This is a genomic window from Bradyrhizobium sp. WSM2254, from assembly GCF_000472645.1.
GTDB classification, from domain to species: domain Bacteria; phylum Pseudomonadota; class Alphaproteobacteria; order Rhizobiales; family Xanthobacteraceae; genus Bradyrhizobium; species Bradyrhizobium niftali.
Genome location: NZ_AXAB01000023.1, coordinates 1 through 18,443, shown reverse-complemented (window position 1 = coordinate 18,443; position 18,443 = coordinate 1). Strand labels below are relative to the sequence as shown.

Below are 18,443 nucleotides of genomic sequence, written 5' to 3'. Positions count from 1 at the left end.
TGTATTAGCCATCAAATCCCGTAATCATACGGGCCAAGCATTCCGTAGTCATACGGGGCCGAGCACGGGATCTCCAGAGGAGAATCATGAAACTTGGCTCCTTCTCGGCCGGTCTCGTCGGCGTCCTTGCGGTGGTCGCCGGGCCGGATCACCTGTCCATCGGAGAACAGCCTGTCATGGTCGTGAAGGCCAACGCGGATGAAAACGGCAAGGACGGCGGCAAAGACCGCGGCAAGGCGGGCCGCGCACCCTCCATGCCAATGGCGCGCGATCCTTCCGCCGCGGTGGCGGAGGAGTACGAAGCCGCCCGTCGGACCGGAACACGGGAGGCGCTCGAGCTGTTCATTGCGCGCCACGGCGACGCCCCGCTGGCCGAGCAGGCGCGCGCCGAGCTGAAGCGCCTGCCGCGCTGATCCCTTTCACGCGGCGCAGCAAGCCGCGCCAGCCCAGCCCCGTCAGGCACTGCATTTCGACAGGCGGCATCCGCGTCGGCCCAGACTTGTCGCATGGGCGTTGGGCACTATGGTAGGCCCGCAATCTGTCCCGGAGCCCTTCAAGATGCCCTTTCCGCATGCCTCGGAAGCCCTGTCGCGCTTCACCGTGCTCGATCTGACCCGTGTCCGATCCGGGCCCACCTGCGTGCGGCAGCTCGCGGACTGGGGCGCCAACGTGATCAAGATCGACGCGCTGACCGAGGATACCGGCGGGGAACAGCCGGGCGGGCCGCGGCGGGGCTCCGACTTCCAGAATTTGCACCGCAACAAGCGTGCGATGACGCTGAACCTGAAGGACGAGCGCGGGCTCGCCGTGTTCAAGCGGCTCGCCGCCAAGGCCGATGTCGTGGTCGAGAATTTCCGTCCCGACGTGAAGAAGAAGCTCGGCATCGACTACGACAGCCTCGCCGCGATCAATCCGCGCATCGTCTATGGCAGCATTTCCGGCTTCGGCCAGGACGGCCCCTATCACAAGCGGCCAGGCTTCGATCAGATCGCGCAGGGCATGGGCGGGCTGATGTCGATCACCGGCGCGCCGGGCGAAGGCCCGATGCGGGTCGGCATTCCCGTCGCCGACCTCACCGCCGGCCTGTTCTGCGCCATGGGCATCCTCACGGCGCTGCTCGAGCGCGAGGTCTCGGGCAAGGGCCAGTGGGTGCAGACCTCGCTGCTCCAGGCCCAGATCTTCATGCTCGACTTCCAGGCCGCGCGCTGGCTGATGGAGAAGGAAGTCGCCAAGCAGGCCGGCAACAATCACCCGACCAGCATCCCGACCGGCGTGTTCAAGACCTCGGACGGCTACATCAACATCGCCACCACGGGCGGGCGGATCTGGGAGCGCTGCGCCCAGGCGATCGGCGCGCCGGAGCTCTTTAGCCACCCCGACTATGCGACGGCCCCCGCCCGCTCCAAGAACCGCGACGCGCTCAACGCCGAGATCGAGAAGCGCACCGTGACGAAGTCGACCGAGACCTGGGTCCGGGAATTCAACGACGCCGGCGTGCCCTGCGGGCCGATCTATGCCATCGACCAGATGTTCGAGGATGCCCAGGTCAGGCATCTTGGCATCGCGCAGGACGTGCCGAACGACGAGGACCGCCACATCCGCCTGGTCGGCCAGCCCGTGACGCTGTCGCGCACGCCGAGCAAGATGGTGGCGCGGCCGCCGGAATTCGGCGAGCAGACCGACGAGGTACTGAAGGAGTTCGGCTTCGGCGCCGACGAGATCGCGGAGCTGCGTCAGCGCAAGGTGGTCTGAAAGCGGCGTACGCAGTCGTCTAGATCTTGCGCAAGCCGTCGAAGCGCGTGTCGACATAGTGGCCGCCGGCATCGACAACCCGACAAAGCTCTCCGCCATCATGATAGAGCAGAACGACTTTGGCTCCCGCCTCGAATTGCCCGGTCGGTGGTCCGCTCGGCATGCCGCGCGAGGCATAGAATGGCTGCGATCTCGCCACCTCGTGCGTGAACTGGTTGGGCGGAGGCGAGATCAGACAGTCGGACGGGATCAATGACGAATCTGGAAGCACAATCGCTTCCGGTCGCTTCATACCCTCCATGATCCGGTTTCCCTGAATTCCGAGCGAAGCCTTGCTCGGCGGTGCTTTGGCCTAAGGTTCGAGGCTCTCATCAGGCAACGTGATCGGAATCCGCGGGAGCACGATGCCTCTTGGCTTTTCATCATGCGCGGCAGCAAGTCCCGCCTCAGCCATATGGAGATGATTGGGCAGGTGATATGGCTGCGCAACCTCCATGTTCACCTCATAGCCCAGATCCTGCAAGCTGGCGATCGTCAACCGGCTCATCGGATTGCCGCCCTCATTGACGAAGCCGGTCATCAATTCCGCGCCGAAAACAGCGTCGCGCCAATGCGAATCCACCGTCCCCTCGCCACCCTTGTTTTCGACGGGAACGGGGAGCGGCGTAGCGGAGCCGCGGAGCTTGCCGTATTCGCGCATGGCGTTGGCACCGTGGAAAGTCGGATTGTGCGTGCGGACGCCCTTCAACAATCTCTTGTTCGTCCAGATCGTTCCGATGCCGATCACATGACCCATCTCGTGCGTGATGACGTCGTTCAGGGTGCCGTCGGCTTCCATGGCGGCGAGATCGGCAATGTCGAATTGCATGTCACCCGTCGCCGGCAGGAACGCAGCGGCCCCTGCACTCTTCGGACGCAGGCGGTCCGGCCCCGCCTGGCCGAGTACATTTCCGGGGCCGTCAATGTCAGTGCCTTGCGCTGTGATACGAAGATTGTTGATCCTTTCGCCGCCAACCGTGACGTCCGGCAAGTCGCCCACGATGGCGTGGGTCCACCGGTTTGCCGCAAGCTTGAAAGCGGCCTTTTGTTTGGCGGTCAGTCCGCCCAGGAAATGAACTTCGATCGTGTAACCTCGGGCGGCTGCGGCGGCGACCGCGTGAGGAATCTCGGCGCCCCTCTGGGCGCGATAACGTTCAATGGCCATGACATCCTCCGAAAAAATCAGATCAAATAAGTTTCTATCTATGCTTGCATAGTGATCCCGATTAACGCCGCTGACAAGGGAGAGAAAGCGTCACGGGGCCTGACTGTTTTCACTCCGGACACACGAAAGCCCGGCGCGACCACCGGGCTTTCGACTCGCAACCACGCTTTGCGAAACAGTCGCTCAGGTCCCGCTGAAGCGATAGTTCACACCGAGGCGCAGGATGTTGTCGGTGACGTGCGAGCGATAGCCGACGACCAGCGGCGCGCCGCTGAGCGCGATCACGGGAGTTGCGAGCGTGCCCGACACCGTTCCAAGATCGACGTAGAGATATTCGAGCCTGGCGCTCCAATTGTCGGCGAAGGCGCCTTCGATGCCGGCGCCCGCGGTCCAGCCGACCTTCGACGTGCTGCTGCTGAAGCTCGTCGCGACAGGCGTGAACGTTCCTCCGTCGGCGCCCGGGAAGCCGCCGACATTGATCGCGCTCACGCTCCCTGCGGTGGAGACGCGGCCATAGGCGAGACCGCCGGTGCCGTAGAGCAGCACGCGCGGCGTCACGGCGACGCCGAGACGGCCGCGGACGGTGCCGAACCAGTCGAGCTTCTGGGTGAGATCGAACGTAACAGGCAGCGCGGGATCGAACGTGTTGTCGCCGCGATGGCCCGGCGTGCAGACGCCGTCCTGCAAACCGGCCGGTGCGCCGGCACACAGCGCGTCGAAACGGTTCTTCTGGCCGCTGCCCTGGAAGTCGGCCTCGAAGCCCGCCACGAACATCCCGCGCTGCCAGTTGTAGCCGATCTGTCCGCCACCGGTGACGCCGTTGAGATCGAACGTGCCGGCGCTCGAGCTCAGCGGCGCGCCGCCCCCGCTGTCGATGAAGTCGGCCGTGGTGGCCGAGCGGCCCCAGCCATAGCCGACATTGATGCCGGCATAGAAGCCGCTCCAATTGTAGCCGGGATCGACGGCCACCGGCGGCGCCTTGGTATGGATGTGCGGCACCGCCAGATCGGCGGCGAAGGCACGCGGTGCAAGCAGCATGGCGATCGCCGCCGCGACCAGCAAAGTTCGTGTCATCAATCTTCCCTCGAGAAAATGGCGTTGCCTGTTCGCCTGCTCGCAAGATGCGCGGGCGATTCAGTGCGGCGACACTAGGAAAGAGCGCATCTCTTCGCGTCCTGCGTTCGAACGTCGGTCGTTCAGAGGACGCGTGCAGCCGCTCGCGCGCGTGGGGCGCGCGCGGGCCATCGGGACGATCTCGAGATCGCTGCTATTTCAGCGCGGTTTGGCGGCGGGGATGAATCTTGGGGACGGACGCGAGGGCCTCGAAAGAGGCCCGGTACGCGCAGCTTCGACAATCCAATCAGAGCAGATCAGGCCGCGGATGTGGCACACCCGCAACAAGCGGGTCGCACTGTCCGATCGTCGGCCCTGCGTCATGTCCAAGAATCAGGAGAGGAACGACAAAGCCCGGCGCGAGGCCGGGCTTTGCTTCTTGTTGACGCCTCTGTTGATCTCAGTACCTGGCAACCACCGGGCCGCCGAACTGATAGTTGATGCCGGCGCGCAGAATGTGGTCGGTGAAGCGCGACGAGGTATTGGCGGCGATCGCGGAAGCCGGCGCGAGCGTAAACGGACCCGCCGAGAAGCGGCCGAGATCCATGTAGAGATATTCGAGCTTCGCGCTCCAGTTCTGGGTGATCTTGCCTTCGACACCAGCGCCGACGGTCCAGCCGACGCGCGTATCGGAGCTCGAGCCGACCGAGGCGATCGCGACGCCAGCGGGCGTGAAGCCAGTCATGGTGCCAGTGGTCTTGATCTCGCCGAAGGCCACACCGCCGGTGCCGTAGAACAGCACCTTCGGGGTCGCCAGGATGCCGACGCGACCACGAACCGTGCCGAACCACTGGAGCTTCTGGTCGATCGTCAGCGTGGTGCCGGCCAGACCGCCGGCCGGAAGGAAGGTCAGCCCGGGAAGACAGGCACCACCGGCAGGCGCGACGCCGCCGCAGTTGAAGAAGGCGCTGCCCTTTTCACCCGACCACTGCAGGTCGCCCTCGACGCCGAACACCCAGTTGGCGCTCTGCCAGTTGTAGCCCGCCTGACCGCCGGCGACGCCGCCGTTCATGTCGAACGACGCGCTGGTGATGGAGCCCGCCGGAGGCGCGATCACCGCCCCAGTCGCCGTGTTGTTGTAGGTGACGTCGGTGCGCGAACGCCCCCAGCTATAGCCGCCGTTGACGCCGATGTAGAAGCCGGTCCAGCTCCAGACCGGATCGACCATGACCGGTGCCTTGACGTAGGGCTTCGCCGCGAGGTCGGCCGCCAGTGCGCCCGTCGCGAACAGCGACATCGCCGCTGCCATTCCAATCACAATCCGCTTCATAGCAATTCCTCATCCCGCACAATCTTGTGATCAAAATATACCCCGCTCCCCACCCAAGGGCTGTGCCGCGCCAGCAACATCTGGAAATAATCGGGCTTAAGGTTGTGCCGGCACCCGAACGCCACCACATTCTCTAAGTCGTTGATTTGGAACAGTGTTGTTCTACAGGCCTAGCGCGATGTCGCCCTGGTCCGCTGCGTCAGTCCGACGCGGCCCAGCAACCCGTCGATCACCGGCCAAAACAGCAGCACGATCGCCAGCGTCGTGATCGAGCCGACCAGCCCGTTCGACCAGAACACTTTGAGGTCGCCGCCGGAGCCGATCATCGACAGGCGGAAGGCATCCTCGGCGCGGTTGCCGAGCACGAGCGCCAGCGTGAACGGCGCGAGCGGAATGCCGATCTTCTTGAAGACGTAGCCGACGACCCCGAAGCCGAGCATCAGCCAGATGTCGAACATCGCGTTCTGGATCGCATAGGCGCCGATCGCGCAGGACACCACGATCATCGGCGCCACCGCCGCGAACGGCACCCGCAGGATCGAGGCGAAAATCGGCACCGTCGTCAGCACCAGCACGAGACCGACGACGTTGCCGAGATACATCGAGGCGATCAGCCCCCAGACGAAGTCCTTGTGCTCGACGAACAGCAACGGGCCCGGATTGAGCCCCCACACCATCAGGCCGCCGAGCAGGATCGCGGCGGTGCCGGAGCCGGGAATGCCGAGCGCCAGCATCGGCAGCAGCGCCGCGGTGCCGGAGGCATGCGCCGCCGTTTCCGGCGCGAACACGCCCTCGATGCGGCCCTTGCCAAAACTCTCGGGATCCTTGGAAAAGCGCTTGGCGAGATTGTAGCCCATGAAGGACGCGGCGATCGCCCCGCCCGGAGTGATGCCCAGCCAGCAGCCGATGAAGGAGGAGCGCAGCAGCGTCACCCAGTATTTCGGCAGGTCCTTCCAGACGCTGAGCACGACGCGCAGCGAGATGCTCGCTGCATGTCCCCGCAATGCCAGACGCTCCTCCATCGTCAGCAGGATCTCGCTGATGCCGAACAGGCCGATGACGGCGACGAGGAAGTTGATGCCGCGCAAGAGCTCGGCCGAGCCGAAGGTCATGCGCAGATTGCCCGACACCGTGTCCATGCCGATGCCGGCGAGCAGCAGCCCGAGCGACATCGAGATGACCGTCTTGTGCTTGGCCTCGCGCCCGAGGCCAACGAAGGAGCAGAAGGTCAACAGATACACTGCGAAGAACTCGGGCGGGCCGAACTTCAACGCAAAGGACGAGATCATCGGCGCGAGGAAGGTGATCAGGAGCACGGCGACCAGCGAGCCGATGAAGGAGGACGTGAACGCCGCGGTCAGCGCCTCCGCCGCCCTGCCCTGCTGCGCCATCGGATAGCCGTCGAAGGTGGTCGCGACCGACCAGGCTTCGCCCGGGATGTTGAACAGGATCGAGGTGATGGCGCCGCCGAACAGCGCGCCCCAATAGATGCAGGACAGCATCACGATGGCGGAGGTCGGATCCATCGTGAAGGTCAGCGGCAACAGGATCGCAACGCCGTTGGGGCCGCCGAGCCCGGGCAGCACGCCGACGAAGATGCCGAGCACCAGCCCGACCATCATCAGCACGAGCGTCTTCCACGTCAGCAGGACGGCGAAGCCGTGAAACAGGAGACCGAGAGCTTCCATCGCGGGGCCGCCTTAGTGACCGAAGGCCGCTTCGAGCGGTCCCTTCGGCATGATGACGTCGAAGGCGATGTCGAAGGTGACGAACATGATCGCCGTGAACACGAGCGCGGTGAGCAGCGACTTCCACAGCGCGATCTTGCCGACGAGGCGCATGAAGCTCGCGATCAGCAGGAAGCTCGCGACATAGAGGCCGAGGAATTGCGTGACGAGGCAGAACAGCAGCGTCGGTACGAACACCGCCATGACGCGGCGCGCCTGCGCGCGCGTGACGAAGCTTCCGGACGTCGCCCGGCGCGCGACGAGCGCCGTGACCAGGCCGTAGAGGCTGCCGCCGGCGAGGATGAGGGAGAGATAGAACGGGAAATAGCCGGGTTCGGGCCCGGTTGCGTCCCAGGACGCCCCGGTGCGCCAATTGTCGTAGCCGAGCGTGATGGCCAGCGCGAGCAGCAGGAGGCAGACAAGGATTTCGATCGTGCCGGAGCTGACGACGGAGGGCGAATCGTCTTCAGGCGCGGTCGGATCGTCGACGACGATTTCGATATCGGTTTGGGACATGTGCTGACAACAAACGCTGTGGCCAATCCCCTCTCCCCGCTTGCGGGGAGAGGGTCAGGGTGAGGGGGAGTCTCCACGGGGACGGTGAAAGTCGGACTCGCGGAGAGTCCCCCTCACCTGCATCGCATCTTCGATGCGACATAGCCGAAGCTTCGCTTCGGCGTCCCTTAAGAACGGCCGCCTAGGCGGCCTATGCTCTCCCCGCAAGCGGGGAGAGGTGAAGACCGACTACTTCGCGACGAATCCGGCTTCCGTCATCAGCGCCTTGTTGGTGGCATCGTCCTCCTCGAGGAATTGCACCATGTCCTTGCCGGTGAGGAAGATCGGCTTCAACGCCTGCTTCTCCATGTAGTCCTTGTACTCGGCGGTCTGCGTCACCTTGTGGAACAGCTCGACATAGAACGCCTGCTGCTCGGCAGTCACTTTGCCGGGCAGGAACATCGCGCGCAGCATCAGATACTGCACGTCGACGCCCTCCTCCTTGCAGGTCGGGATGTCGGCCCAGGACTGCGTGTCCGTCACCTTGCTGGTGTAGGAGATGCGCTCCTTGTCGAACACGCAGAGCGGACGCACCTGACCGGCGCGCCAGACTTCGAGGTTTTCGCTGGGGTTGTTGACGTTGGCTTCGGTGTGATTGCCGACGAGCTGGGTCGCGGCCTCGCCGCCGGACTTGTAGGGCAGATAGGAGAATTTCGCGCCGGTCTTCTGCTCCAGGAACACGGTCAGCACGTGGTCCTCGCGCTTGGAGCCGGTGCCGCCCATCTTGAACGGCGAGCTCGCCGCCTTCGCGGCCGCGACGAATTCCTTCACCGTCTTCGGACCGGCGCTGTTGTCCCACAGCACGAACTGGTCGAGCGCAATCACGGAGACCGGGGTCAGCTCACGCCAGTTGAACGGAATCTTCGCCGACAGCGGCAGCATGTAGATCAGGGAATAGGCGATCAGCACCTTGTTCGGGTCGCCTTCGCTGGACTTCATGTACATCAGTGCTTCCGCGCCCGAGGCGCCGCCCTTGAGCGAGACGACCATCGGCTGCTTCATCAGATTGTTCTTCTGGATCGCGGCCTGCATCATTCGCGCCATCTGATCGGAAGCACCGCCCGCACCGGCCGCCACCACAATCTCGACCGGCTTGGTCGGTTCCCAGCCGGCAAAAGCCGGCGTGCCCAACAACAGCGCTGTCGCGGCGCCGACGGCTTTCACTGAAATTCGCACGAGTTTCGTCCCCTGATTCTTATTGGCTTTGTGATGCCGGGAAGGTTATCGCTGCATTGTGCGGACTATTGCTGACGAGTTCAAGCAGACGGACGTATCTCCGCATATGACTTTCGGCTGACGGAAAGCGCTCGACGGCGCGCTCGCTACTTGCCCTTCCAGACGGGCGTGCGCTTGTTGAGGAAGGCGTCCATGCCCTCGCGGAAATCTTCGCTCATATAGGCCTTGAGGATCAGGTCCTCGCCCTCTTCGCGCGACAGCGTGCGGCGGATGCGGCGCACCGCTTCCTTGGTTGCTTCGAGCGTGAGCGGGGCATGGCTCGCGACGAGCTTCGCGGTCTCGTCGGCACGGCGCTGAAGCGTCTCGACGTCGGGCACGATCTCGTTGAGCAGGCCGAGGGCGAGCGCTTCCGGCGCCTCGACCAGGCGCGCCTTGAAGATCATATCCTTGGTGCGGGCAGGTCCCACCAGCGAGACGACGCGGCTAATGTTGGACATCGACAAGCAGTTGCCGAGCGTGCGCGCGATCGGAAAGCCGATGCGCGTCGTCTCGGTCCCGATGCGGAGGTCGCAGCAGGCGGCAATGCCGGCGCCGCCGCCGGTGCAGGCCCCCGCGATCGCCGCGATCACGGGCACACGGCACTGCTCGAGCGTGCCGAGCACGCGGTCGATACGGGCCTCGTAATCGAGCGCGTCCTGCGCAGTCTTGAAGGCGCGGAATTGCGAGATATCGGTGCCGGAGGCGAACGCCTTGTCGCCGGCGCCGGTCAGGATCAGCGCCTTGATCGAGCGGTCGGCGTTGATCTCGGTGCAGATCTCCGCCATGCGGTCATACATGGCGAAGGTCATTGCGTTGCGCGCCTGCGGGCGATTGAAAGTGATCCGCGCGATGCCGTCCTGGACGGAGTAGAGCAGGTCTTCGTTAGCAGTCGTCGGTGCGTTCATCGCGCGCTCACTTTCCAGGTTGGTTCAGGCCACCTGCGCCTTTAAGCGACTTGGGCTTTGGCCATCGGCACCACGTCGCGTCCCTTGAGGACGTCCATGGCCGCCAATACGCCGCCGCTCCGGTGCGGAATCTTTGCAAGATCGAGGCCCATCTCGACGCCGGCGAGCGTACCCATCAGCATCAGATCGTTGAAATGACCGATATGGCCGATGCGGAACACCTTGCCCTTGACCTTGTTCAAGCCGGTGCCGAGCGACATGTCGAAGTTTTCCAGCACCACCTTGCGGAAGGCGTCGGCGTCGTGTCCATCCGGCACGCGCACGCCGGTCAGCGCAGGCGAATGCGCCGCGGGATCGGCGCACTGCGTCTCCAGGCCCCAGACCTTGACCGCAGCGCGCGTCGCCGCGCTGTGGCGCTTGTGGCGGGTCCAGACGTTCTCCAGCCCTTCCTCTTCCAGCATCTTGACCGCTTCACGCAGGCCGTAGAGCAGATTGGTCGCGGGCGTGTAGGGGAAGGTGCCGAGCTTGTTGAAGCTGATGACCTCCTGCCAGTCCCAGTAGGAGCGCATGCCGGGATTGGCCTTGGCGACCGCGAGCGCCTTCTCCGAGACCGCGTTGAAGCCGAGGCCGGGCGGCAGCATCAGGCCCTTCTGGGAGCCCGCGACCGAGACGTCGATGCCCCAGGCGTCGTGCTCGTATTCCATCGAGCCGAGGCCGGAGATGGTGTCGACCATCAGCAGCGCCGGATGCTTGACGCGGTCGAGCAGCTTGCGCACCTCCAGCGGCGGCGTCACGCAGCCGGTCGAGGTCTCGTTGTGCACGACGCAGACCGCCTTGATCGCGTGCTGCTTGTCGGCCGCGAGCCGCTTCTCGATCTCGGCGAGATCGGCGCCATGGCGCCAGTCGCTCGGGATGAAGTCGACGTCGACCTTGAACTTGTCGGCGATGCCGCGCCACAGCACGGCGAACTGGCCGGTCTCGCACATCAGGACCTTGTCGCCGGGCGAGAACACGTTGACCATCGCCGCTTCCCAGGCGCCGGTGCCGGACGAGGGGAAGATGATCACGGGCTGCTTGGTGCGGAACACGCGCTGCATCGCGGCAAGCACGGCGAAGCCGAGCTCGGCGAACTCCGGACCGCGATGGTCCAACGTCGGCATGTCCATCGCCCGCAGCACGCGGTCGGGCACGTTGGTCGGTCCTGGAATCTGTAGGAAATGCCTTCCAGTATGCACGGTCATCGGCGTCCTTCCCGGTCTTGCCTTGATTTTGATGGCCGCCGAATAGCACCATTTGACCGGCTTGTCCCCTCTCCTTAAGGCTCCTCCCATGCATGGGCGGCGGGCCTCCGTCGCCCCCTACTCCGCGGGCACCACCTTTCCGGACGGCAACCTGCCCTCGGCCTCCGCGAACGGGCGTTCCGGATGCATCAGGAAGGCGGAAAAGCCGCCGAGCAGCAGCAGCCCCATCGACATCAGGAACGGCAGGTACCAGTTGCCGGTCGCGTCGATCACGAAGCCCGCGACCAGCGGGGAGACGATGGCCGCGAAGGCCGAGCCGGTGTTCATGATTCCCGAGGCGGTCCCGGAATATTTCGGGGCGATGTCCATCGGGATCGACCACATCGGGCCGATCACGAGCTCGGCGCAGAAGAAGCCGGCCGACAGGCACAGCGCGACGATGGTGATGTCGTGGACGAACAGGATCGGAAAAAGCGAGAGCAGCGCCCCCGTAAATCCCGCAACGGTGACGCTGAGCCGCGCCAGGCGGACATTGCCGGTGCGGTCGAGGATCTTGTCCGACAGCACGCCGCCGACGCTGTCGCCGACCACGCCGGCGAAGAACACGCCGGAGGCGAACAGCGCCGAGTTCTTGATGTCGAGACCGTAGTTGTTCTTGAAGAACAGCGGCAGCCAGTTGAGATAGAGCCACAGGCACCAGCCGTAGCAGAAATAGGTCAGCGTCACCGGCCACATCCGGCCGAGCAGCGGCCCCCACGGCACGCGCGGCCGCTCGCCGGTCGGGCGCGGCGGCAACGCCGCAAGCTCGGCTTCGGTGATCGAGGCATGCTCCTTCGGCTCGTTGCGGAAGTACCAGACCCAGATCACGCCCCAGATGAGGCTGACGAAGCCGAGCACGACAAAGGCGCCGCGCCAGGTCAGCCAGAGGATCAGCAGCGCCACCACGGGCGGCGTGACGGCATTGCCGAGCCGGGCGAAGGAATGGGTCAGGCCTTGCGCAAAGCCGCGGCGGTTCGCCGGCGTCCAATATTGCATCGCGCGTGTTGCGGTCGGGAACGTCGCGCCCTCGCCGAAGCCGAGCGCGAAGCGCGCGACGAACAGCGCGGCCAGACCGTTGACGAAGCCGGTCATGATGGTGGCGACCGCCCAGATCATGCCGCACCAGAACAGCGTCTTGCGCGGCCCGAAACGATCGCCGACCCAGCCGCCGATCACCTGGAACAGCAGATAGGGATAGGCGAAGGCCGAGAAGACGAGGCCGAGCTGGGTGTTCGACAGGCCGAGCTCCTTCTGGATCTCGCTCGCCGCCGTGCCGATGTTCACCCGGTCGACATAGGTGATGAAATACATCGCGCAGAGCATCGCCAGCACGACATGCGTGGCCTTGAACCGAACTCCCATCTCACCCCTCCCGACTTGCTGTTGTTATGATTGCCGCTCGAATGTCCCGCGCGACTTAAGTGCCGACCACTTTCAGATGCGGCGACGCATTGCCCTGCGGGCGCTGTTCCAGCAGCTTCATCGCGACATCGACGCCGCCAGAGCGATGCGGCACGCCCGCAACCGACAGGCCCATCTCCACGCCGGTGAGCGCGCCGAGCAGCGTCAGCGCGTTGCATTCGCCGAGATGGCCGATACGGAAGACCTTTCCGGCGACCTTCGACAGGCCAGAGCCGAGCGACATGTTGTAATTGTCGAGCACCACTTTCCGGAACTGATCGGCATCATGTCCCGGCGGCATCAGCACCGCCGTGAGCACCGGCGAGAACTCGGCCGGCTCCTGGCAGAGCACTTCGAGGCCCCAATGATTGACGGCGGCGCGCGTGGCCGCAGCTAGCCGCTGATGCCTGGCGAAGACGTTGTCGAGCCCCTCTTCGAGCAGCATCGCGATTGCCTCGCGCAGGCCGTAGAGCAGATTGGTCGCCGGCGTATAGGGGAAGAAGCCTTTCGCGTTCGGCTTCAGCATCTCCTCCCAGTCGAAATAGGAGCGCGGCATCTTGTTGGTCTTGGACGCAGCGCGCGCCTTCTCCGAGATCGCGTTGAAGCCGAGGCCGGGCGGCAGCATGAAGCCCTTCTGCGAGCAGCTCACACTGACGTCGACCTTCCATTCGTCGTGGCGGTAGTCGACCGAGCCGAGCGAGGAGATGGTGTCCACCATCAGCAGCGCGGGGTGCGAGGTGCGGTCGATCGCGGCGCGGATCTCGGCGATGCGGCTGGTCGCACCGGTCGAGGTCTCGTTGTGCACGACCATGACGGCCTTGATCACGCGTGCCTTGTCCTCGGCGAGCTTCGCCTCGATCACGGCGGGATCGGCGCCGCGACGCCAGTCGCCGGGAACGAAATCGACCTCGATGCCGAAGCGGCCCGCCATCTGGCGCCACAGGGTGGCGAAATGGCCGGTCTCGACCATCAGCACCCTGTCACCCGGCGACAGCGTGTTGACGATCGCGGCCTCCCAGGCGCCGGTCCCCGACGAGGGAAAGATCACCACCGGCCCCGCGGTCTGGAAAATCTTCTGGCTGCCTTCGAGCACGGTCCGGCCGAGCTCGCCGAATTCGGCGCTCCGGTGGTCGATGACCGGCATGTCCATGGCGCGCAGGACGCGCTCGGGGACCGGGCTTGGGCCGGGAATCTGAAGGAAATGGCGTCCCTGGTGCATGAAAACCTCCCTGTCGGCGGGTTCTGGCCGGCGTTGCCGACTATTTTGCATTCATTTTTTGTCCTTTCAATCGAAATTTGGTATTCGATTGTGGACGTCGACGTGACCAAACGAGCAAACTATTGTGCTGCAAATGAAATCCACGATTCCCGACACCGGGGTTCCAATCGCCCCGCCCGCCGGAAACGGCGGTGATCGCCAGGAGGCCTCGCTTCACGGCGAGATCCTGCTGCGGTTGCGCGACTACGTGGTCGAAGGCAACATTCCCGACGGAGCGCGCGTTCCCGAGCGCCAGCTCTGCGAGATGCTCGGCATCTCCCGCACGCCCTTGCGTGAGGCGCTCAAAGTGCTCGCCGCCGAAGGCCTGATCGAGCTGCTGCCGAACCGCGGCGCGCGGGTGCGCCAGCTCAGCCAGCGCGACCTCGAGGAGCTGTTCGACGTCATGGCGGGCCTGGAAAGCCTCGCCGGGCGCCTCGCCTGCGAGGCCATTACCGATGCGGAAATCATCGCGATAGAGCAGCTGCATTACGAGATGTACGGCCACTATCTGCACCGCGACATGCACGGCTATTTCCAGACCAACCAGCGCATTCACGAGAGCATCGTGGCGGCCGCGCGCAACGAGACGCTGAAGACGGCCTACACCAACTTCGCCGGGCGCATTCGCCGCGTCCGTTATTCGGCCAATTTCGCCCGCAAGCGGCAGCGCTGGGCGGAAGCCATGCGCGAGCACGAGGCCATTCTCGATGCACTACGCCGCCGCGCCGGCAGCGAGCTCAGCGACATCCTGTTCCAGCACCTGCGCAACAAGCGAATGGCCGCGATCGAGCACCTGACCGAGCCCCAAGAGGACGCGCCGGCCTCGCCCTGACGGCGGCTGGCTTGCTCATTTTGAATTCATAATATAATCGGTCATGAACAATAATGAATAACTCAGCAAGGCCGAGCCTCGCTGGGTCAGCCCGGGATCAGGGATGACAAACGCCTCCTCGCTCGAACGGCGCCTGCGGTCGGAATTGACCGGCGACGTCCTGTTCGACCCCTTCAGCCGCGGCCGCTACGCCACCGACGCTTCGTTCTATCAGATCGTGCCGGCCGGCGTGGTCGTGCCCAAGACCATGGACGAGGCGCTGCGGGCCCTGGCGATCGCCCGTGACGAGGGCCGCAAGGTCACCCCGCGCGGCGGCGGCACCTCGCAATGCGGCCAGACCGTCAATGACGGCCTCGTTGTCGATCTCTCGAAGCACCTGAACCGCATCCTGTCGCTCGACGTCGCGAACCGCACCTGCGTGGTCGAGCCCGGCATCGTGCTCGACGACCTCAACCGCCAGCTCAGAAAGCACGGCCTGTGGTTTCCGGTCGACGTCTCCACGGCCTCGCGCGCGACCATCGGCGGCATGGCCGGCAACAATTCCTGCGGCGGCCGCAGCTTGCGCTACGGCACCATGCGCGACAACACGCTGTCGATGGAGGCGGCGCTTGCCGACGGCACGCTGAGCCGCTTCGGCGAGGTGTCGCGCGATCTGTCCGATATTGATGCCGGCGACAATGCCCGGGCGCTATTTCGCGACATGCTCGATCTCGGCACCCGCGAGGCCGACGAGATAGCGGCACGCTTCCCAAAGGTGCAGCGCCGCGTCGGCGGCTACAATCTCGATGCGCTGGTGCCGCGCAACGCGCCGAACAACATGGCGCATCTGCTGGTCGGCTCGGAGGGCACGCTGGCCTTCACCACCAAGGTCGAGCTGAAGCTCTGGCCCGTCATCCGCAACAAGGCGCTGGGCGTCTGCCATTTCGGCAGCTTCTACGAGGCCATGGATGCGGCCCAGCATCTCGTCAAACTCAAGCCGATCGCGGTCGAGCTGGTCGACCGCACCATGATCGCGCTCGGCCGTGACATCGCGATGTTCAGGCCGATCATCTCGGCCGCGATCAAGGGCGATCCGGACGCCGTGCTGGTGGTCGAATTCGCCGAAGAGGACCAGGCCGACAATCTCCTGCGCCTGAAGCAGCTCGGCGAGCTGATGGGCGATCTCGGCTTCGGCTGGAACAACGAGCAGCGCAAATGGGGTGGCGTGGTCGAGATCACCGAGCCCGCGCTCCAGAGCGGCATCGCCGATTTCCGCGCCGCCGGCCTCAACGTCATGATGTCGATGAAGCAGGAGGGCAAGCCGGTCTCCTTCGTCGAAGACTGCGCCGTGCCGCTGCCGCATCTGGCCGACTACACCGCGCGGCTGAACGAGGTCTTTGCCAGGCACGGCACCAGCGGCACGATGTACGCGCATGCCTCCGAGGGCTGCCTGCATGTGCGCCCGGTGCTGAACTTGAAGCTGGAGAAGGACGTCAAGGCGATGCGCACGATCGCCGAAGAGGCCTTCGCGCTGGTGCGCGAATACAAGGGTTCGCATTCCGGCGAGCACGGCGACGGCCTGGTGCGCTCGGAATTCCACGAAACGATGTTCGGCGAACGCCTCGTCGCCGATTTCAGGGAGGTGAAGCAGCGCTTCGATCCCGCCGGTGTCCTCAATCCCGGCAAGATCGTCGATGCGCCCAGGATGGACGACCGCTCGCTGTTCCGCTTCAGGCCGGACTATCGCGTCGCTGAGCTCAAGACAAAACTCGACTGGTCCGCCTATCCCGGCGCCGGCGGCGGTTTCCAGGGCGCGGTCGAGATGTGCAACAACAACGGCGCCTGCCGCAAGCTCGAGGGCGGCGTGATGTGCCCGTCCTACCGCGCGACGCGCAACGAGAGGGATGTGACGCGGGGGCGCGCCAACACCTTGCGGCTCGCGATCTCCGGCCAGCTCGGCCCCGATGCGCTTTCCTCCGACGAGATGATGGAGACGCTGAAACTCTGCGTCTCCTGCAAGGCCTGCCGCCACGAATGCCCTGTTGGCGTCGACATGGCCAAGATGAAGATCGAGGTGCTCGCCGCACGCGCCGCCACCCACGGCCTGACGCTGCGCGACCGCCTGGTCGGCTATCTGCCGCGCTATGCCGGCCTCGCCGCGCGCTTCGCGCCGCTCGCGAATTTGCGCAATCACAGCCCGCTGCTGCGAAAACTGTTCGAGCGCTTTGCCGGCATCAGCGCGCGCCGGGCGCTACCCGCCTTCCGCAGCGACGTGTTTGCGCCGCCCGCGGAAGCGGTCGGACCAGAGAGCGGCCGCGAGGTCGTGCTGTTCGCCGACACGTTCAACCGCATCTATGAGCGCGAAAACCTCGACGCCGCGCTGCGCGTGCTCGCGGCCGGCGGCTATCGCGTGCATCTGCCCAAGCCCGCGAGCGGCAGCCGCCCGCTGTGCTGCGGCCGCACCTTTCTCTCCGCGGGTCTCGTCGACGAGGCCAGGACGGAGCTGGACCGGCTGGTGGCCGCCTTCGCGCCTTTCGCTGCGCGCGGCGTGCCGATCGTCGGCCTCGAGCCAAGCTGCCTGCTGACGCTGCGCGACGAGCTTTCATCGCTGCGCAAGGACGATGACGCCAAGGCCATCAGTGCCCATGCGCTGACCTTCGAGGAATTCCTGGTGCGCGAGGCCCAGGCCGGCCGGCTGCAATTGCCGCTCGGCACCGTCGCCGACAAGGCCGTGGTGCACGGCCACTGCCATCAAAAATCCTTCGGCGCCTTCAAGCCGGTCGAGCAGGTGCTGCGGCTCGTTCCCGGCCTTGAGGTCGAGACCATCGAGTCCAGCTGCTGCGGCATGGCCGGCGCCTTCGGCTATGGTGCAGACACGTACGATGCCTCGATCGAGATGGCCGAACTGTCGCTGCTGCCCGCCGTGCGGCGTGCGGGCGAGGCGACGCTGGTCGTCGCCGACGGCACCTCGTGCCGGCACCAGATCCACGACGGCACGAAACGCGAAGCGCTTCACGTCGCGCGCGTGCTGGCGATGAGCCTCGATCGCGCCAAGACCAATTTCCCTTCTCCAGCTGCAAAGGAACCCAACCATGGCTGAACTGACGCTCGACACCGCCCGCAAGATCCTCGACGCCGCCTTCGCGAAGGCCACCGAGCTGAAGCTGAAGCCGCTTGTCGTCACCATCCTGGACGCGCGCGGCGTGCTCAAGGTCGCAGCAGCCCAGGACGGCACCAGCCTGATGCGGGGCGAGATCGCGCACGGCAAGGCCTATGGCGCCCTCGCCATGGGCATGGGTTCGCGCGCGCTGTACCAGCGGGCCCAGGAGCAGGCCTATTTCATCGACGCCGTGAACACGATTGCCAAGGGCGCGCTGGTGCCGGTCCCCGGCGGCGTGCTGATCATGGACGGCACCACGTTGCTCGGCGCCGTCGGCGTGTCCGGCGACACCTCCGACAATGACGAGGCCTGCGCGGTCGCGGGCATCCAGGCGGCGGGGCTGAAGGCCAACGCGGGGTAAGGTCCGTCCCCTAGCCCGGAGGAAGCGAAGCAATCCCTGGTCTTTCCGCGGAGATAGTCTGGATTGCTTCGCTGCGCTCGCAATGACGAGTCTGTAGCGCGCATACCGCCTCCTCAATGTCGTCCTGGCGAAAGTCAGGACCCATTACCACCGGCGGGGGTTATGGCGAAGATTGGGGGTAAGAGCGCGCGCGATAACTGACTCCTGGGGTAATGGGTCCCCTGAGTTCACAAACGAAGTGCAACACTTCCAACTGGAGGTGTTGCCATGGGGCGGACTTACAAACAGCTCTCCCTTGACGATCGATGCGAGATTGCCCGCCTTTCGGCCAATGGCAACTCGGTCGGGCAAATCGCGGCAGCTTTGGATCGCCCGCCATCAACGATCTCTCGGGAGCTGAGGCGGAACCGTGGCAGGCAGGTCGGCTACAA

At 65.1% G+C, this 18,443-nt stretch carries 17 protein-coding genes; 6 read left to right on the top strand and 11 right to left on the bottom strand.

The genetic code is table 11. The features are described from left to right. Positions 1-86: 86 nt before the first annotated feature. The gene (locus A3M7_RS0117255; protein ID WP_027545040.1) at positions 87-413 is read left to right on the top strand and encodes a hypothetical protein; all 327 of its coding nucleotides are present in this window, start codon (positions 87-89) and stop codon (positions 411-413) included. A gap of 145 nt (positions 414-558) precedes the next feature. Then, the gene (locus A3M7_RS0117250) at positions 559-1,752 is read left to right on the top strand and encodes a CaiB/BaiF CoA-transferase family protein (RefSeq protein ID WP_027545039.1); all 1,194 of its coding nucleotides are present in this window, start codon (positions 559-561) and stop codon (positions 1,750-1,752) included. 19 nt (positions 1,753-1,771) lie between these two features. On the opposite strand, the gene A3M7_RS0117245 is transcribed toward A3M7_RS0117250, so the two are convergent. The 11 genes from A3M7_RS0117245 to A3M7_RS0117195 all read right to left on the bottom strand — a co-directional run bounded on the left by A3M7_RS0117245 (position 1,772) and on the right by A3M7_RS0117195 (position 13,641). Then, the gene (locus tag A3M7_RS0117245; protein WP_027545038.1) at positions 1,772-2,053 is read right to left on the bottom strand and encodes a hypothetical protein; all 282 of its coding nucleotides are present in this window, start codon (positions 2,051-2,053) and stop codon (positions 1,772-1,774) included. Positions 2,054-2,104: 51 nt separating this feature from the next. Next, positions 2,105-2,956: a leishmanolysin-related zinc metalloendopeptidase gene (locus A3M7_RS0117240; protein WP_027545037.1), complete on the bottom strand. Its 852-nt coding sequence runs from the start codon at positions 2,954-2,956 to the stop codon at positions 2,105-2,107. Between the two features lie 183 nt (positions 2,957-3,139). Continuing rightward, the gene (locus A3M7_RS0117235) at positions 3,140-4,030 is read right to left on the bottom strand and encodes an outer membrane protein (RefSeq protein WP_027545036.1); all 891 of its coding nucleotides are present in this window, start codon (positions 4,028-4,030) and stop codon (positions 3,140-3,142) included. Positions 4,031-4,469: 439 nt separating this feature from the next. Further along, a complete protein-coding gene (locus tag A3M7_RS0117230; protein ID WP_027545035.1) occupies positions 4,470-5,339 on the bottom strand; it encodes an outer membrane protein in 870 nt (289 codons plus the stop codon). Positions 5,340-5,509: 170 nt separating this feature from the next. Then, a complete protein-coding gene (locus A3M7_RS0117225; protein WP_027545034.1) occupies positions 5,510-7,027 on the bottom strand; it encodes a tripartite tricarboxylate transporter permease in 1,518 nt (505 codons plus the stop codon). Between the two features lie 12 nt (positions 7,028-7,039). Beyond that, the gene (locus A3M7_RS0117220; RefSeq protein WP_027545033.1) at positions 7,040-7,582 is read right to left on the bottom strand and encodes a tripartite tricarboxylate transporter TctB family protein; all 543 of its coding nucleotides are present in this window, start codon (positions 7,580-7,582) and stop codon (positions 7,040-7,042) included. Positions 7,583-7,810: 228 nt separating this feature from the next. Further along, the gene (locus A3M7_RS0117215) at positions 7,811-8,797 is read right to left on the bottom strand and encodes a tripartite tricarboxylate transporter substrate binding protein (RefSeq protein WP_049823501.1); all 987 of its coding nucleotides are present in this window, start codon (positions 8,795-8,797) and stop codon (positions 7,811-7,813) included. 146 nt (positions 8,798-8,943) lie between these two features. Continuing rightward, positions 8,944-9,741, bottom strand: coding sequence for an enoyl-CoA hydratase/isomerase family protein (locus tag A3M7_RS0117210; protein WP_027545031.1), 798 nt, complete (start codon positions 9,739-9,741; stop codon positions 8,944-8,946). A gap of 41 nt (positions 9,742-9,782) precedes the next feature. After that, positions 9,783-10,982: an alanine--glyoxylate aminotransferase family protein gene (locus tag A3M7_RS0117205; protein WP_027545030.1), complete on the bottom strand. Its 1,200-nt coding sequence runs from the start codon at positions 10,980-10,982 to the stop codon at positions 9,783-9,785. 117 nt (positions 10,983-11,099) lie between these two features. Next, positions 11,100-12,383: an MFS transporter gene (locus A3M7_RS0117200; RefSeq protein WP_027545029.1), complete on the bottom strand. Its 1,284-nt coding sequence runs from the start codon at positions 12,381-12,383 to the stop codon at positions 11,100-11,102. Between the two features lie 55 nt (positions 12,384-12,438). After that, the gene (locus A3M7_RS0117195) at positions 12,439-13,641 is read right to left on the bottom strand and encodes an alanine--glyoxylate aminotransferase family protein (protein ID WP_027545028.1); all 1,203 of its coding nucleotides are present in this window, start codon (positions 13,639-13,641) and stop codon (positions 12,439-12,441) included. A 133-nt stretch (positions 13,642-13,774) separates the two neighbouring features. Here A3M7_RS0117195 and A3M7_RS0117190 point away from each other — a divergent pair, with 133 nt between their 5' ends. The 4 genes from A3M7_RS0117190 to A3M7_RS46670 all read left to right on the top strand — a co-directional run. Further along, on the top strand, positions 13,775-14,512 hold the full coding sequence (locus A3M7_RS0117190; RefSeq protein ID WP_049823500.1) for a GntR family transcriptional regulator: 738 nt from the start codon (positions 13,775-13,777) through the stop codon (positions 14,510-14,512). Between the two features lie 103 nt (positions 14,513-14,615). Continuing rightward, complete coding sequence (locus A3M7_RS0117185; RefSeq protein WP_027545026.1) at positions 14,616-17,591, top strand: FAD-binding and (Fe-S)-binding domain-containing protein; 2,976 nt, start codon at positions 14,616-14,618, stop codon at positions 17,589-17,591. Then, on the top strand, positions 17,584-18,012 hold the full coding sequence (locus A3M7_RS0117180) for a heme-binding protein (protein WP_027545025.1): 429 nt from the start codon (positions 17,584-17,586) through the stop codon (positions 18,010-18,012). The genes A3M7_RS0117185 and A3M7_RS0117180 overlap by 8 nt, the downstream gene beginning before the upstream one ends. Positions 18,013-18,279: 267 nt before the next feature. Then, positions 18,280-18,443 (top strand): helix-turn-helix domain-containing protein (locus A3M7_RS46670; protein WP_156936904.1); only part of this gene is annotated, 164 nt, incomplete at its 3' end.